This window comes from Pseudomonas sp. P129 (genome assembly GCF_020312195.1).
Lineage (GTDB): Bacteria > Pseudomonadota > Gammaproteobacteria > Pseudomonadales > Pseudomonadaceae > Aquipseudomonas > Aquipseudomonas fragariae.
In genome coordinates this window covers 190,618-207,297 of sequence record NZ_JAGPYS010000002.1, presented here as the reverse complement: position 1 = coordinate 207,297, position 16,680 = coordinate 190,618, and the positions used below count along the sequence as shown (strand labels likewise).

Annotated in this window: 9 protein-coding genes and 2 pseudogenes; 6 read left to right on the top strand and 5 right to left on the bottom strand. The window is 52.8% G+C overall.

Going from position 1 to position 16,680, the window contains the following annotated elements; translation table 11 throughout:
* Positions 1–18: 18 nt before the first annotated feature.
* Positions 19–1,089, bottom strand: a complete 1,071-nt coding sequence (locus tag KBY02_RS06720; RefSeq protein WP_116894075.1) for an alpha/beta fold hydrolase — start codon at positions 1,087–1,089, stop codon at positions 19–21.
* Between the two features lie 382 nt (positions 1,090–1,471).
* Between KBY02_RS06720 and KBY02_RS06715 the strand changes: the two genes are divergently transcribed.
* The 5 genes and pseudogenes from KBY02_RS06715 to KBY02_RS06695 all read left to right on the top strand — a co-directional run.
* Positions 1,472–2,002: a hypothetical protein gene (locus KBY02_RS06715; protein WP_024638175.1), complete on the top strand. Its 531-nt coding sequence runs from the start codon at positions 1,472–1,474 to the stop codon at positions 2,000–2,002.
* 326 nt (positions 2,003–2,328) lie between these two features.
* Positions 2,329–2,553, top strand: coding sequence for a hypothetical protein (locus KBY02_RS06710; RefSeq protein ID WP_024638174.1), 225 nt, complete (start codon positions 2,329–2,331; stop codon positions 2,551–2,553).
* Positions 2,554–3,309: 756 nt separating this feature from the next.
* The gene (locus KBY02_RS06705; protein WP_116894076.1) at positions 3,310–3,774 is read left to right on the top strand and encodes a DUF3429 domain-containing protein; all 465 of its coding nucleotides are present in this window, start codon (positions 3,310–3,312) and stop codon (positions 3,772–3,774) included.
* An 811-nt stretch (positions 3,775–4,585) separates the two neighbouring features.
* On the top strand, positions 4,586–8,656 hold the full coding sequence (locus KBY02_RS06700) for a P-loop NTPase fold protein (RefSeq protein WP_122319739.1): 4,071 nt from the start codon (positions 4,586–4,588) through the stop codon (positions 8,654–8,656).
* Positions 8,657–9,163: 507 nt separating this feature from the next.
* Positions 9,164–9,391, top strand: a pseudogene (locus KBY02_RS06695) (IS3 family transposase); the annotation flags it as partial.
* Here KBY02_RS06695 and KBY02_RS06690 read toward each other — a convergent pair.
* A pseudogene (locus KBY02_RS06690) lies at positions 9,331–9,871 on the bottom strand (IS21 family transposase); the annotation flags it as partial. The pseudogenes KBY02_RS06695 and KBY02_RS06690 sit on opposite strands and share 61 nt — an antisense overlap.
* A 121-nt stretch (positions 9,872–9,992) precedes the next feature.
* The gene (locus tag KBY02_RS06685; protein WP_116893650.1) at positions 9,993–11,069 is read right to left on the bottom strand and encodes a hypothetical protein; all 1,077 of its coding nucleotides are present in this window, start codon (positions 11,067–11,069) and stop codon (positions 9,993–9,995) included.
* Between the two features lie 705 nt (positions 11,070–11,774).
* On the opposite strand from KBY02_RS06685, the gene KBY02_RS06675 reads away from it, so the two are divergent.
* Positions 11,775–12,632 carry a TIGR02391 family protein gene (locus tag KBY02_RS06675; protein ID WP_116893649.1) on the top strand — a complete coding sequence of 286 codons (858 nt, stop codon included), beginning with the start codon at positions 11,775–11,777 and terminating at the stop codon, positions 12,630–12,632.
* 127 nt (positions 12,633–12,759) lie between these two features.
* Here the strand turns inward: KBY02_RS06675 and KBY02_RS06670 are convergent, their stop codons facing one another.
* Positions 12,760–14,541, bottom strand: coding sequence for a UvrD-helicase domain-containing protein (locus tag KBY02_RS06670; RefSeq protein WP_116893648.1), 1,782 nt, complete (start codon positions 14,539–14,541; stop codon positions 12,760–12,762).
* Positions 14,541–16,679: an AAA family ATPase gene (locus KBY02_RS06665; RefSeq protein ID WP_116893647.1), complete on the bottom strand. Its 2,139-nt coding sequence runs from the start codon at positions 16,677–16,679 to the stop codon at positions 14,541–14,543. Before KBY02_RS06665 ends, KBY02_RS06670 begins: the two co-directional genes overlap by 1 nt.
* Position 16,680: the final 1 nt, after the last annotated feature.

The following is a 16,680-nucleotide window of genomic DNA, read 5'->3' as shown; positions in this document are numbered from 1 at the left end:
TGGGGCGAGGGGGTGGATTTATTTCACCTTTTCAGTCTCGCGCATAAACTGCTTGAGTTCCTTGCTATAGAACTTCGCCATGCTCGTGGTGCCGTGACCACGGGTGTCGGCACTGGCAAGGATAAGTAATAACCGTGCGTGCTTGAGTTCTTTCATCGACGCCTCCATCAGACCTGTTTCCGGCGGGATGCGCTCATCGTCCGCCGAATTGATGGCCAGCACCGGCGCTTGAATTTTTTTCAGACCGGGGGCTGCGTTGAAGTCAGCGGAAGATTGCCATTGATAGATAAAGTCATTGGCGTCACCGGTTTGTGCAGCGCTGAGACGTTCATCCACCAGCTTGTCGGCCTGGGCGCGGGTCGGGGCAGCCGCCTGATACGCCAGGGTGCCGCCACTGGTCGCCACGCTGAACATCGCGTTTGCCAAGCGCAAGGAGGGTGGTTGCGTGCTGTAGTTACCGTTGTTCCAGGCCGGGTCTTGCTTGATCGACTCCACCAGCAAGCGGCGCATCATCCAGTTGCGGGATGACATTTCGGTGGGTTGGGACGCCATGGGCACCAGTGCGTCCATCATCTGCGGCCAGTTCTGGCCCCACATCCAGGTTTGCATGCCGCCCATGGAGTTACCGATGATCAGCCTCAGGTGCTTGATACCCAGACCTTCGGTGACCAACCGATACTGGGCTTGAACCATGTCATTGTAGTTGTACGCCGGAAACCGAGTGCGCAAGCCATCTGATGGTTTGCTGGACTGGCCCACGCCGATGCCGTCGGTGGAAATGATGTAGTACTTGCTGGCGTCCAGCGGTTGACCAGGGCCAAACAGTTCCCCGCCAAAATCCTTGCTCAGCATATCGCTGCCTGGCCGATAGGTGCCGTGCAGAAAGAGGATGGCGGGATTCCTGGGATTGCCAAGGGTGATGTAGTGCAGTTTGAGGTTGGCGAGTTTCTCACCGGTATGGAAGGTGAACTGCGGAGCAATCCAGTCGCCCTCGGTCGCGGCGGGTAAGGGCGCGGCACTGATGGCGGGGCCGAATAAGGCTAGAGAAAACAACAACCCGATCGCGGGACGTGAAATGAATCTATGCATGGTTGTGTCCTATTATTTTTGTTTTAGGAGGTCCTGCGCTTCGATGCCTGCAGGAGTGATCACTTGGCTAATCCTCAGGGCGAGGCAATCATGATGCAACGTCGCCAGGTCTAAATACGGGGATCTTCGCTCCCGTCCTGCTTTGTATTTTTGTCAGGGCGTCATGGGTGTTGGAGAGATAATCTGCCAACGATCAGATAATGTTAAGTTAATTTTTATATAACATTACTTAACACCTTCGTGCCACGGAGCCTTGAAGAACGGGTTGGGAAAGCAGAGATTCGCAGAACATGTAACAATGCCGCATGTCTGGGCCTGGGTGCATTAAAGGAAACGACACGACTATCCAGGATGGAATCCTTCATAGAAGATCACAACACACATGAAAGTACTGCCCCTTTTGGTCACCATAGCCCTACTGACACTGTCTCTGAACGGGTGCATGTCGGACACGGAAGAGGATCGATTGCGCAAACCTTTGCATCTCACCGTGCGCGTGAACGATGACAACGGCGAGCCACTTGCCAATACAGCTATAAAAATCCACCAACTCGTGCCCGCCGGCGATAAATTTTTTTGCCTGAGCATCCCGACATTAGCCGGTGGTGGAAAGAGTTGTGCAAACTATAAAAGATTCCCTATCTTCAAAGGCGAATTCCCCGCTAGTGGTTCACTCGACTTTACTGCCGAGTACCTGACCGGGCTATATATTGAAATAGCCGAGTCCTGCGATAAAGCTGACCCCAAAACCAGACGCCGGTATTTCAGGCGCACGATGTACACAGGGGATCTTATGGACAAGGAAATCATCACGATGAACCCCTTGGATAAGGCCTACTTGGGATACTACATACGATATGAACCCTGCACGACCCGCACACCTCCCGTTGAAAACTGGGACGATTATTATTGATGGGCGAACGCCGCCACAAACCAGCGTTGTGACGCAATAAAACACTACAACACGAAGAGTAGAGCCTCATCACCCGAAACAACTCTAGGAGATGGTTCGCGGTGAGCAATGCTCGGCGATTGAATGGGGGAATCAATACCTACGGATATGTTAGTGCGAATCCTCTGCGTTGGAGCGATCCTCTAGGACTAGCTCCTTGGGATTGGAATGATAGAGGAAATACGGGAGTTTGCAGCTATTATGATCAGAGGGTATGTGAAACCACTGGCGACCTGCATAGCTATTATAAGCGAGCAGAAGAAATTTGTAACGGCGAAGATCGTGCAATGAATAGTCTTCTTACGCTCGGCATAGCCAGCGCCTGGACGCGCGGAACGACAGATCTATCGGAATCCGATATCTACAACAAAATCCGTGCTGAACTGATAGCCAATGACAAGAATGCTTCGTCCATGAATGGACCAGACGGCGTCACCGGTGATATGATTGATGCTTACCATAACGATGTATTTAGCGATGTGGGTATTGGTCCATTATCCAGTGCCACGTAGCGGCCATAATTAGTTGATGACGGTGATAATTGTGCTCGCTCGCATCATTTGCATAGCAATAGCTACTTTAGCGTTCCTAGCCCTGTCGGTTTCTGGCTATATCGGCTGGCGTGAGGTAGATGGAACCGCATGGGAATTTTTGGAGTTCTCAGTACTAGGGGCTGGTTTTTTTCCTTGGCTAACGTGGGTGTTGATTTTCTGTCATGCGCGCAAAGGAAATCTTACCCCGCCGCTTGCTGTGGGGGGGCTAATACTATTAATACATTATGTTCTCTTCGCATTTTTAGCGCACTCGTATGAAAAAGTGTATATAGCGCTTCAGGTGGCTGAGGTACTATTTACTGCGACAGTAATATATTTATTAAAATTACCAGCAAAAAGATTATAATCTTTAAGGTATTAATGGCGACCCCTAACAGGCAATGAGAACTCCAATGGAAATATCTGCGAACTCATTAGTTTTAGCATTGTACTAACATGTTAAAGAAAAATATTGACGCAGATCCGTCTAGCAAGTTTGGGTATTCAATGCCGTAACCTTTAGAAATGCTGGGGCTTGATTTGGATAGGCCGGGCAGGGGGCCGATGCGGAATCTCGTTCAATTTGCCCAAATGGTCACTGCTCTCGGCTCAATCACGATATGGGGTTACCCTGAAGACCGGGTCATAAGGCGGGGCCCACCTGCCATCAATGTATCGCTCAAGCGGGGCTTTTAGGCCTACAGTCTTGAGTGTCGCTCACTGCAAGGAATACAAATGAACGCGTTGCCTTCAACCTCTCTGCCAAAGCACGTCAGCCTGCTGAGTTATGGCGGCCTTTTGCCGTTTATTTCTCTGGCGCTGCTGATCCCGTTCTCTACCGACTATCGGCCGCTGTTTGCGATTGCCCTTGTCAACTATGGAGCCGTCATCCTGAGCTTCGTCGGCGCCTTGCACTGGGGCTTCGCCATGACCGCGCAAGACATGAAAGTCGAGCAGCGCAGCGGCCGGTTCATCTGGAGTGTCATTCCTGCACTTATTGCCTGGATTGCCACGTTACTGCCAATGCCATTGGGTTGCGTGCTGTTGGTCATCGGCTTTGTTGTCCACTTTTGGCAGGATAAACAGCTATTGCGGGTTATAAGCTTGCCCGGCTGGTACCTTCCTATGCGATTAAGGCTTACCGCTGTGGTTAGCGTCTGCCTGCTGCTTGCCGCGATGGTTGAGGCGCTTCATTTATGAAGCACCTCACAATCAAATATTGGCCGTGGAAGATTCGCCGATGCAGCGTCAGCAAGCACAGAGGGAGGTCGAGGCATCGGGGTTCATGAAAGGGAGGGAAGGGTTGGTGAAGAGGCTACGCATAGACAGACATAGAAATACACATTATTTAACAAGTGGGTGTTGTCAGGTGCTCATAAGTAGCTCACGGGCCCGAGATTGCTGACTTAAACGTCTCGAAATTAGCGCGGTTGTTCATGGATTGATGTTCATAGGCACCGTTGCCTGCCCGTTTTAGTCTCACCGCTAGACCTCTGGCGGTCAAACATGCAGTGAGGACGAGGCATGCGGGTCTTCAAAAAACGCGCGTTGGGGGCTGGATTAGAAATCGATGGCGGGTAGCAAGGTGGGGCAGGGAGGAGTCGTTCTCTTTGCAGCCGAAGGCTGCTGCTTCCGCTTTGATACCAAACCACAGGGTTTCGTTTGACTCATCAGTCTGTCTGAAAGTTTCTCCGTGTCGTACAACAGGCCAGTGGGCACCGCGTAACAGTCAAAACGTCAAGCGGGCCGGCATTATTCATGTGGGGAAGGTTGCGCGATTTATGGCCAACCTAGCCTACCTGGTACGGCACTTCGAAGTGCTCGCGCCCGAACCGCATGCCTTGAGGCGACTAAGAGCCAGGCGATGACGACCTTTGCAATATGGCTTTGATGCTCAGCCCGAGTTCAAGCCCAAATTTGTACCAACGGCAAAGTTGTGTTGCCCTCCATCCTTCCAGTAGGCTTGGCTGATAGTGGCAGCCCGCCAGTAACACGTTGAAGGACGCAACGCATGCCTGAATCCTACAAGCCAATGCCGGCAGTGCTAGATCGGCAAATCGAAAACGAAGCTCAGGATGCATTTGGTCACAGGCATTTTTCCCAGGCACTCCAGAGCCTCATTGAGGCCGATCACCATAAGCCTCCGTTCAGCATTGGATTACTCGGCGGATGGGGGACCGGGAAAAGCTCTATCAAAGAGCTTTACACCCAAGGCCTCGCAGACGGTGCATCCGACGGTTCCGGTAAACCCTCGCGCAGGTCTTGCATCAAGAGCATCACTTTTAACGCCTGGCGTTTCGGCGGGAAAGATCAGGACATCAAGCGCGCGCTTCTGCGCCATGTTTTTATCGAGCTTGGGGGAGACGAACAGGCGCTTCATGACAAGCTCTTCCGCAACATCACACAGGTTGACCATCAGTGGAAAGGATTTCGAGAGTATGCCTGTCAGTTGTGGCGCGCGTGGTCGATGCCGTTGCCTGCCTTCCTGGTGGCCATACTGTTGCTTTTTTGTTTGCTGTGGGTTGGGCTAACCGTCCTCCCATGGAGCGACCCCTATGTTCGATCGACCTTCATCTTGGCAATAAGCGGTGCCTACAGCTATCTACTCAAGAATCTGAAGCCCTCAAAGGTCGATAGCTTCCGGTCGATCACCAAGGTTTCTCTTCCCAGCGCCAGCGCAGAACAATACGAAGAGATGCTCCTCGAACAGTTGAAAGCGTTCAAGGAGCCTTCGGGGATATTTCGAAAAGTAAACCCTTGTGAGCGCCTGGTGATCTTCGTCGATGATCTGGATCGGCTCTCAGCAGAAGAAATGGTGCTCGGCCTCGACGCCGTCCGGGCGTTCATGGAAATCCCCTCTGAAAAGCTTCCACACGGGTTGGGACTAGTGTTTGTGATCTCGTGTGACGAAGCAAAAGTTGCCGATGCGCTGGCGCGTGGTCGCGGCAAAAACCCTGAGCAGCCAGGTACCGTTTTCACGCACATGGACGCTCGTCGGTACCTTGATCGCATCTTCCAATTTCGACTTGAAATCCCGCCAGTACCTCGAGGCGACATGAGGCAATTCGCGCTGAAAAATCTCCTGTCATTTACTGAGATTGTCAGCGACCTGAAGACTTCGGGCACCAGCCCGGAGCAAGTGATTGATCGGATGATCCATGTGAATGTCGCGGATCCCCGGAACGCTCTGCAAATTGTCAACGCTTTTGCACAGTCCTGGTGGTTGGCGAAACGTCGTGAATACGAGGGCAGTGCAGGGGAGCGACCAGGCGGTCTGCACGAGGGATCGGTGACTGCTCACCCCATATCCTTGGGTGCACTCAGTGCAGCGCGGGTGAGCTTTCCGGACTTCTATCGCGATCTTCAGGATGACCCGTTGCTGCTCGGTCGACTGACCCAGTTACTGGTGAATGAAGGCTCACTCCTAGATCAACCAGTTGAGGCCCAAGCGCTATTGGGTAAGCGTTATGTAACCTTGGACAAGGACACAAAGACAACGACCATCCGCGATGACTGCAGAGAGCTTCGTCAATTCCTGTCCAGCCTTGTTGGTATTCGTTGGCCAGACTCTCTTCAGAGTCTGCTTCTGCTGTCTGAAGATCCAATAAGTCGAAAGTTTGGTGCCGGGACCAGCGTTATCTACAACCTGCTGATGTCTGGCGATACTCGCGGTGTGGTTGAGCAACTGTCCACGCGCGCTGATAATGTCGTCCTAGGCGATGACCACGCGCACCTGCTCCATGAGCTGGTCAGCGATCTGCACCTGGAGACGACTGTCCGCCGTCATAATGCAATGCGTGTAATCGCCAACCTCCTTGACCGCCTACCACCACGGACAGTGCGCCTGATGCTGGGAAAACTGTGCAACGAGCTGACGGCGTCACTCGATCTCCGGTCAATGATTGGTCTGGACAAAATTGGCAATGTCGTAAAAAGCGCCAATGCTCAAGAACAACGCCAAATCGCCGCAGAGTTGGTTGACGATCTACTGTCGACCAGCCAGACCATCGAGTTTCGCCTTGAAACCATGCAGACTCCGAGTCTTGACGAAGCACGGGGGATGGTTAGTAAGGCCTGTAACATCGTGCTCAGTGTCCGCGCAGCTCACGGGCTCCCCGCTCCTCAGGAACGTAAGCTGATCGATTGGCTCAAGGTCAGAGATGTCAATCTCAGCGGAGGCTCCTACCAATTCGAGTTCCAAGAGCTGGAGCGGTGGATTGATGATCATGAAGCCATGCTGCTGACGATGTTAGGCACGGACTATGTGACACTTGTGGCCGACGAATTGGATGCAAACCGTGGCGAAGTGATGAAGTTGCCAGCAGTTGCGGCTCGAGTGGATCGGCTGTTTGCCGAGTTGGTTTCCCAGGGGGAGGAGAGCAGATCCATTTTGTGGCCACTCGTACTGAGATATTTGACTCTGCCGCGAATTGAGCTGCAGGCTTGCGCACTGACTGTACTGGAGACATCACATCAAAGGGCTGACGCACAAACGCTTTCGGGATGTGTGATCGCGGTGGCGAAAAACCTTGTGGCTCATCCAAAACCTGAAATCGATTACCGTCGAGCGTTCCAATGGACAATGGCTGTGGCTTCAGCTCGCTTTGGTGAGCTGACGACGGACGCACAATCCAATCTTGTTTTACTGTGCAACAACCTATCCACGGGAGAATCGTACCAAACTGATGCAGTAGCGCTTTTCGAGTTAATGCTCCAGCGTGCCCCTGAGCTTATTGCCCAGGTCAGCACCAACTGGGTCGAGCGTCTGGCTGACGAACTGCCGATAGAATGCCGTCGCTCCCTGATGAAGGCCTTCGACAAATTGCCGGACGCGGTTCAAGTTCAGATCACTACGTATTTCGACTCCGGGTTTACCGCTCCGATGCCTGAAGGTTTTGGCGAGATTTACACGATGGCCTCCGAGGAAATTCCGAGTCAATGCTGGGCGACTGGGAATCTGCAAGCACATCTTGATCGCGCGCTGAGTCGGCTGCCCTCATTCGTATCACGATCAACCGATGATCTCGACAGCGTTATGGTCGGCCTTTCAAAAATCTACCTCAATGGGTCGCCGGCGACGATCGCAGCTTGTTTGCGAGATACGTTTTCTTCCGCTGGCAGCTACCCCGCTCAGAATAATCAGCTCCATCAGCATTTCGCACGGACGTGGCCATCGGTCGAGCAGGTACATCCAGGCTACGTGCCCGACACGATCTTTACGGAAGCGATCAGCACCGGTCGGCGCGACCTCAAGGAAGCGAAGCGCGGTTTGCTGGCTTCCCTTGACTCCATGATCACAGCCAAACGGGTACCCGCCGAGCGTGAAGCTGAGCTCCTCGAATTCGCCTGCCAGGTATGGCAAACCCACCCAGCCGAAGCGGAGCATTTCTTCACCTGTGCTGCCAGGCGTCTTTCGCCAAGTCAGATCGTTCTGCTACCAACGCCCATCAGTTGGGATTCGGAGCAAGAGGTGGCCTTGTTGGCAGCTGCGTGGAAAAAAGCGGTATCGGTGCTGAATCTACCGCAAAGCGTCGCATCGACATTAGAGGTGCTGGCGCTAGGGCATACCGGCACCGTGGATGCGCCCGATCAGGTGTTGTCGCTGTGGTCGAAGTGCTTGGACAAGACGGCTTATCAAGTACTGGCGCAGACCATCCTTACCGCCGAAGCTACCGACGATGGGCGACGCCGACTCTGGCGCCAGATCACATCACTTGATCCAATGCCGGCGCCACAAGAGCTTATTGATCTTGGCATCCGGATCTTGGCACTGGGCTCAGTACCGGAAACTGCCAGCGCGGTTAACGACAATCTGGAGTCTTTCTGCGTCCGCCTGACCAACCAAGAGAGCAAACTCGCTACTGCCCATACCTTCTTGAGAACACTGCCGTGTTGCTCCTCGATCAAGATCAAGACAAACCTGGCTCGTTTGTCCTATAGCCTCGGTACCCATGCAGCATTGGCATCGGTCGACGCATCCACACTCAGCGAAGGGGACATGCAGATAATCTCGGACGCGTTTGGGAAGGGGCGTGAATTGACCAAGCTGAAAGGTCGATTCGAAAAGGCTTCAGAAGAATGACGAGCAATGTAATCACCACAGGGGCATCTCCAATGCAAATGACAGCTGGCAAGCTCGCCGACTACCTGGCTGCCACAGCCGTTACTCTCACATAGAAGATGTACGTGTGATAGGCATCCACCTTACAAAACGTCGGGGAGAGCAGGTGGTTGAACCCAAGCCCAAGAAAACAGCTCGGCCTAAAAAGCCCGCGACTGGCAATAGCGCGAAGGTGCGGCAGCCGCGGAAAATTCAATGATAGGTCATCCGCACCGAGAGGTGATTCCGTGTCAGTCGACCACCGCTTTCTTCACGACGTGCGGCAAGGCTGGCACTTTACTCATCCTGGCCGTGTCAACGATGAATGATGAATGATGAATGTGAATCGGCCGGGATACGCCTCAATGACTCCTGTAGGCGAGAGCTTTCTAATGAGTTCCAAGAACCGAACGCGCTCCAGTCCCTCATTGCGGAACGGGTAAAAATTAAATGATGTAGTCATATTCAAACGCGTACTTGTCTCGGTTAGCGATGAAGCAGGTCGCGGTCATCGCGCTTTGCATGCGACTTGAAAGTGCGAAAGCCGTGGTTCAAAAGCTGGGCGTGTGCAGGCCGACCTTGTACAACTGGAAAAATCAGTTACTCGGCCCAGAGGCATCCGTATCCATGAAACGCCGACAAGAAACTCCGTCGTCACCGGAACGAGAAGATTTGGAGCGGCAACTTGAATCTCTTCGGCTCGACGTGCGTCGTCTGGGATACGCCACCAACCAAAATGCAAGACTGGCGCCCAGCTTCATATGGGAGACCTGATGCGTCGGAACAGGCCGCCGATCAGCAGGCCTTCTTCGCTCCAGTCGATTTGAAAGGCCTCGCCGAGTGCAAAGGTCAGCGGTACGAAGGCCCGTAAAAAACTTGCCTTGCTCGCCGCGCCACGCGCGTATGAAGGCGGTGAGCTGGCTGTAGCCGCCGTCGCATCCCTCGGGCTTGATCTGTTCGAAGAGTGCTTTGGCACTTCTGTGGTTGTGCTTTGCCTGAAACGAATTGGCCTTGAGCGCCTGCTCCAGCGTCTCTTGAAATGGACTGAGTTTGTTGAAGGTTGCGTACCGTTGGTACGCCGGCTGAGCGGCTTCGGGTGCTCCCACCCATAATAGTGTTTCTCGACAGCCCGGTACGCTTGGCTAGCTGATGCAGCGCCAGCTTGTCGCGAAAGTACATCCGCCGAATTTTCCCCAACATTTCCATGCTGATCACCCTGTGTTCTCCTGCTCGGAAAGCGAGCAGAAGCAGTTGAACACCTGGGTCAGTTTTCGGTCAGCGGCAACACGCCAGCAGCATCAACAACGCTGCCTGTAGCCTACGGTGTGTCGGGCGCTAGCATCCATGACTCCAACGCTCCGACCACATAGTCCTCAACGCCAACACCTCCTGCATGCAGCTCAAGAACCTCGCGCGCCAAGGCCTTGTTATTAGTTACCGTTTCGGGGGAGTAGCCTCCAAAATACGAGCCTTGGCTAATGTGCGATGGACGCACGTTCACAATCGTCTGACGGAAGGTCGCTGGCGCCGTCTCCTCATTAAAATGAACGTTGATCTCAATGAGATAGAGCGACAATCCGTCCGGGTCTGCCCAAAATTTCGAGTGCAGCTTAAACCTGATTCTATCCGTTTCTTGAGGCTTTAATTCGTGGTGAATCTTTTTCTTGGCTACGCTTCCAGCCTTCTCGGAGAGAGAGATGTCATAGGTAGCTGAAACATCCACAATCCGGTGATTCCGGTCTGTCACGAGGTTCCAATGCTTAACCGTGTGGATTGAAATTTCCTTAACGAAAGCGACTTCAGAGCCCGAATTTCTCAGCTTCAGTTCGACTTCGGTAGCGAGATCATCCCGGTCTTTTTGATTGTCCTCGTCCTCATCAATCACCTCGTAGAAGTCGACAACCTTGAGGCTGTGAGCGGGCGGTGAAGGCTCAAATGAGTTCAGCACCTGCTTGATCTGGTCGTGCTCAAGCGAGAAGAGCTTGTTTTCCAATTGGCTTGCCAGAAACACTTCTGAGCGATCTAAGTCGTGTAGATGTTTCAGTTTATCAACGGCTTCGTAGATGTGAGGGGAGACGCCCTTGAACTTATCATTAACGACGAAGTAAAACTCTCGAACAGGTGATAGATGATTCCAAAACCCCTTCAACTTTTCAAAATCTTCAGACAGCTTACTAAGTGCGCTTTTCGTATTTTTTGCCAATGACTCAGGCGCGTAGGACTGATAGTACCGACCTTTCTTGGCCACCCAGCCGTCATTGCCTCGATCTCCAATATTGCCGTACGCCTTGATCGGTTGAAAATCCGGATCACTATAGGACATTATTTTGACGAACAAATCTTCGTATCTCTGACCATCTGATTCGTGAACCAGTAGTTTGAACGCAGTACGCATCTTACATCCTGTGCTGTGTTAATCATGTTGACGCTTTACAAGTGCTCCGAGCGACCAATATTGCTCAGCCTGTAGATCCAATCGTATCATATTAAAAAGGAGATTTTCATGCCTCTCCCAAGCCTAACCTTTTTTAGTATTCCTCGTGCGTAACGTTGATCTACTCACCGTCGAGCAGCACGTGGAGTTGCTCGGTAGCGAGACACTGCTGGAATTCTAGGCATTTGGTTTGCTCTATCATATGGCCGATGCACTGGATAAGACTCTTATCCTCCGGGTAGGTACACCGGGTCTGATTCCCCCGCTCTTCGCCAAAATGTGCTGTATCGATGATTGGTTTCGATCAAATAGTTGGGCAACTTACTGGAGAGAATCGCCTTTCCGCCAGTGATCCTACATCAATTTTTCCTGGTTTTCGGTGTAATAGATCCGAGGTCTCTGCTTCATCTGCAACACTTCTTCTGCTCACACAGAATATAGTCATGTTGCGTCGACCGGTTAAATCCACAGCCGAAAGCGGACGCTCAAATTTCTCGTACTCGATCCCTGACTCAGGTCAGCTGCCCTAGCGGTTTTTCTACCATTCACACCTTTAGCCCTGTCGGTTTACGCGAGCTAGGCAAGGGAGTAGTCTATTTTGGCGTAGTTAATTACTCATCGAAACTCTAAGATAGAAGCGGTACAAAAAGCGAACGGAATGCGGTGATGGGCAAAAAGATCGACATGAGTAAACTCGCGGGTATCGAATATCATGGCACGCCCGGAGTTACCCAGCGGTGCGTAGACGCACTAAAAAGCGTTCTAGCCGCGGGTGAACGTGTACAATCGGCTTGGATTTTGTCGTGGTCCGATGGAGGAATAGGCGAGCACAGTATCCTGCTGACCGTCTCACCTTATCTGCAAATATTGATCAGGCCTGGATTCAGATCAGGATATTCAGGAACCGGACCGACAGGGCTTTCTACTGCCATTGGGTTGCTTCAGCTGTTTAAGGTGGATATTGAGGAATACGATATCGATGAGGAATTTCATCGTCGTTGCGAAGCTGGTTGCCTCCATTCATCTGATCTGAAGAATTTGACTCAATCTAGGCCCGTCCGACCCTCCCGATATTACGAATACGTTGAGCGGCCGTCCTATCGCGCCAAGGCTGATGTCATACACCTGCTTGAAGAGTTTCCACCTGTACTGAATTTGGGGCTGCTCGACGAACGACTGATCGATTTGTCGATTGGATTTCTCGACAATCCGGACTTCGCCATCACGACTGCTTTTCGAAGATTGGAAGATATCGTTCGAACCCGGATCGGAGTCTACGATAAGAGCAGCAACCAGCTTTTCACGCACGCATTCGAAGGGAATAGATCGTTGCTGCATTGGGATGACCCGGACGCAGGGGAGCAAGCGGGCAAATCCAATTTGTTCAAGTCCGTAACGATGGCCTACCGCAATCCACGCGCTCACCGAGAAGTTGTAATGAGTAGTCGTGACGCGGTTCGCGAGTTCATGCTCGTCAATCAGTTGTACCTCCTCGAAGCAGCTGCGGTACCGAGGTTGATCTAATTCATCTTCATGATCAGAAGAGCGCCCCGTCGCTCGACGAGAGTGATCGTCCAACCGCCTGTTAAGCCTTTGACACCGCACGGTTCCTCACTGCTGGTGCCCCAATTGGACACTGCGGCAGAGGATCTTAATGAGGGTCGTAGTCAAAGCGGCAAGCAGTGAGTGATTCGGTCGGACTATACTCACCATAACGTCCTCTGCTTCGTCCCTTTTCCGAGATCAGATGCAGGTGCTTACGGGCGCGAGAACTCAATACATACAGGAGCTTGTTCGCCGCAACTTGTCCATTCGGGTCATTGAAGTGCGGCACCATACCTTCCAGCAGTCCAAACGCGATGACAATGTCGAACTCGGCGCCTTTGACACCATGGATGGTGGAAACCGTAATGCCAGTTCGTTCACGAAACACTTTCTTGAAGAATGAAACGTGATTGATGTAGCTCGCTCCGTCCTTCTGCAGCCTCTCTATTCTCGCGGCCGAGCTGCCGAAAAATGCCTCTCGGTGAGTCGAGAGTGCTGGAAAGACGTCCTGGGAAATATCGAGTCTTTTGAGCAGATCAGTGAAAGCCTGGTCCAGATAGCGGAGTCCATCCGTTTCGTCAACTCTGAGCGCATTGCTTTCCCGCAGCAAGGCGCGTGGTGTTAGCCGTGTGGTGTCGACGCCCAAGCTATCGAGGTCTTTGATTACTTCGCTTGCCCAACGCATTCGCCTAATCAGCAGCCTCGGGGAGGACTCCGTCAGCACGATCTTGGAGAGCTTGAACCAGAAGTTATCGATGTTGTTGCTAAAAGGGACAAGACCTGGGCCGTCAAATTGCTGGTCGGGTAGCATCGCCGCCAGTTTGCGCGTCGTTGAGGCCAGCAAGACCCACTGTGGAGCGAGAACGCAAATATTTTCGGGTGTGTTGCCGTCGGAGAGGCTTGCCTGAATCAACCTGACAATCTCGTCATGCACGTCGCTTCGTGTCGCATCCTGATTGTAGGTCACCTGACTGGGAAACGTGGCATGTTTGCCTGCGCCGTTGATACTTGTCTCATGCACCTTGTAGTTCGAAAAGTAGTTGATGATTCGATTGCTGGACCGGTAATTGAGGCTGAGAGCCAACTCCTTGATCGGGATCCCGGCTCGGGTGCGGAACTCCTCCACCGGCATCGCGTAGCCACCCAGTGTGCCGTAGATGGCCTGATTCGGATCGCCTACGATGAGCGTCTTAGTCTGTCCGCAGCCTGCACGAAGAATGGACGTCACGAGACTGTACTGGATCTGTTTGGTGTCCTGATACTCATCCACGAGGATGTGGGAAAACACTCGTGACAGCAGAACTGCGATGTGGGCTCTGTCCCGCACCAAGGTGTAGGCGTGCCAAAGAATCAGTTCGAAGTCGATCTGTCGATTCGATGAAAGCTCATCGAAGTATGCAGTCAGGACCTGTTGAATCGTAGGGTGCTTTCGACTGTCTGGACAGCCAAGCTGATAGCCCGTCTCGGTGACGTAATAATCGCAATCCCAGTGAGTGACACCTTTATATGGTGCGCATAGCCTCTCCAGTAGACGCTCGCGATCATGCGTGTCGATCACGCGATAACCCTGAGCCAGGTCGGATGAATAGATGCCGTATGGTTTGAGGATCCACTCAAGGCAGAAGGCATGGATCGTACCGATCCATAGGCCCGAGGTGTCGACTCCCAGGTCCTCGATACGTTCTTGAATCTCATCGGCGGCGCGATGGGTGTAGGTAATGGCTACAACGATGCGCTTGTCAGTACGGCGTGATAGCTCGTAGGCAATCTTGTAGGTCAGGGTGCGTGTTTTACCGCTGCCAGGGCATGCAATCAGGAAGATGCTCGACGGCTCGATCACAGCCGCCGCCTGCTCAGGATTGAGGTCCTTCGGATCCCAAGTGAGCATCACTGCATTTCCGCAAAGAAGTCGTTGACGGCATCCCCAGGTAGCATGAGGTCGATCGACGCTTTGAGTGTTTCCAAGTCTATATGCCCGTGTACAAAGCTATCCACGTCATACAGAAATGCCTTTTTCATCGAAGGATCCACTGGGTTGGATCTGAAGCGGCATTCCGCGCGATATTGGAAGACTCGGGCGAGAAGGGGGAGGGGGAACGTGCCATGTGCGAAATGAATGGCTTTCAGGATGTAGCCCGGGATCTGGACTTCGGGAGTAATGTATTCAGCGAGCAAGAGAGCGAACCATCCTTTGCCCTCCTGTTTGGCCATCGTCAACGTCCGGCTGCCCATTTTGCTCAAATGCCCCGATTGGAGCTGCTGCTTCGCTAGCGCCCTGGTGTCATCGTCCTTGTAGACTTCTGGAAGAGTTTGAACGACGGCTTCATGGTTGCCGGCAGCGACAAAGTCGACCTCGAAGGTGTGTTTGGCGTAGAAGGTTTCGAGCCATGGATTTCCCGCAGTGAATGCCGTCAAATCGGCCTGCCGTTCTAAACCGGCTTTCTGTGACCCGGCGGCTTTGGTTTTTCTCTTCGTCATGGCATCTGTATCAGTTGCCTGAATGGTGATGTCGAAGAACGCCTGGTCCAGGTCCGTGACGATGGCGCATCGCTTTCGGATACGCAGGTTGTGGAACAGGACGGCTACGTTTTTGAAGCCTGTACTACGAATGTTGATGACGCTGATGCCCAACTCGTCAACGCTTACCCCCAGCACTTGCTTAACGAGGATTGGTATCAGAATTTCCTCCACATCACCTTCGACGAGTATCACGCTTTTGGCGAATAGCAGGTTGCTACGCACCGCATCCAGGTAGCGCTGGATGCTGTTGATCTGGGCGGGCTCCAGGCCTTTGGCAGGCTGGTAGGCCTCACAGAGCGCACCGTGACGTCCTAAGATGTTGACGTTGCTGACATTGCTCACTTCGGAGATGTGAGTGGAGTGGGTGGTGTAGATGATCTGTGCGTCGCTGTACGCGATGCGGTCGAACAGAGTTTTCTGGATGTGGGTATGGATGTGCGCTTCTGGCTCCTCGATCAGGAGGAAATTGGCCATGGCCATCTTTTCGCGCTGGTATTTGAACTCGAGCAGCTTGAGCGTCAGGTAGATGAGGTTGGCCCCGCCCAGGCTCAACTCATGAATCGCGCCTTCATACCCCTCTTCTGATTCGCCCACGAAAAGCCGAAGAGACTGGAAAAGCTTATCGGCTTCTTCCGGTAGGTCGGATTTGATCGAGAGTGACGCTGGCGAGTAGGTTTCACCCGCGGCGTCCTTGATGGTCTCGCGAATATGATTACGAACCGACTGAACATCCTCCAGATCCTCGATGGAAGTGTTGAGTTCGCGGACCATCTCGGTGATGGACTCCATCGAGGCGGGGTTGATCTGCCCACTCTTGCTCTTGAGCAGGGTAAGCAACGGGTTCGTACGGTTGTTGTGGAATTCCGAAACGACGTCGCGCAAAGCCTGGATAAAGGTCAGAGATACCTCTTTGGTAACGGAGAGAAAGCCGGGTACCTTCGACCCGATTTCCGGAAACTCCGTTTCTGATGAGAAGTCACACAGCTCGAAATCGCCAACGAGTTCTTTGTAGACTTTTGGGTCGCTGAAGTCGGCCTCGCTTCGTCCCGTGAAAATCGTTTCGTAGTCGTTGATCGTAATCGTACTGCGGATTTGCGCTAGCTCGTCTTCATCCCAGACATTGAGCGCAGCGAACTTCGATCGAATTTCTTTCTTCGGGCGGAAGATAAGGTTGTAGGTCGCCTTACGAACGATGGGCTCGTCCAGCACTGCTGCACCGTGGAGGAACAGCGCCTGCACGGATTCGTCGGTGCTGATCTCCTCAAACTCCACACTAATGATGATCCAGTGGCCCTGCCATTGGCCGAGTGAGCGGCTGAAATCAGACTCTTCCAGGCGGTAGGCAGCCCGCACCATCGTATCGTCGAGCAGAAGGCGAATTGCCCGCAGGATGTTCGACTTACCGGAGCCGTTCTCTCCGATGATGGTGTTCACTCCCTTGTGAAACCGGAGAGACGTGCTCTTGAAGTTCCTGTAGTTGATCAGGGTTAGTTTGGAAATGTGCATG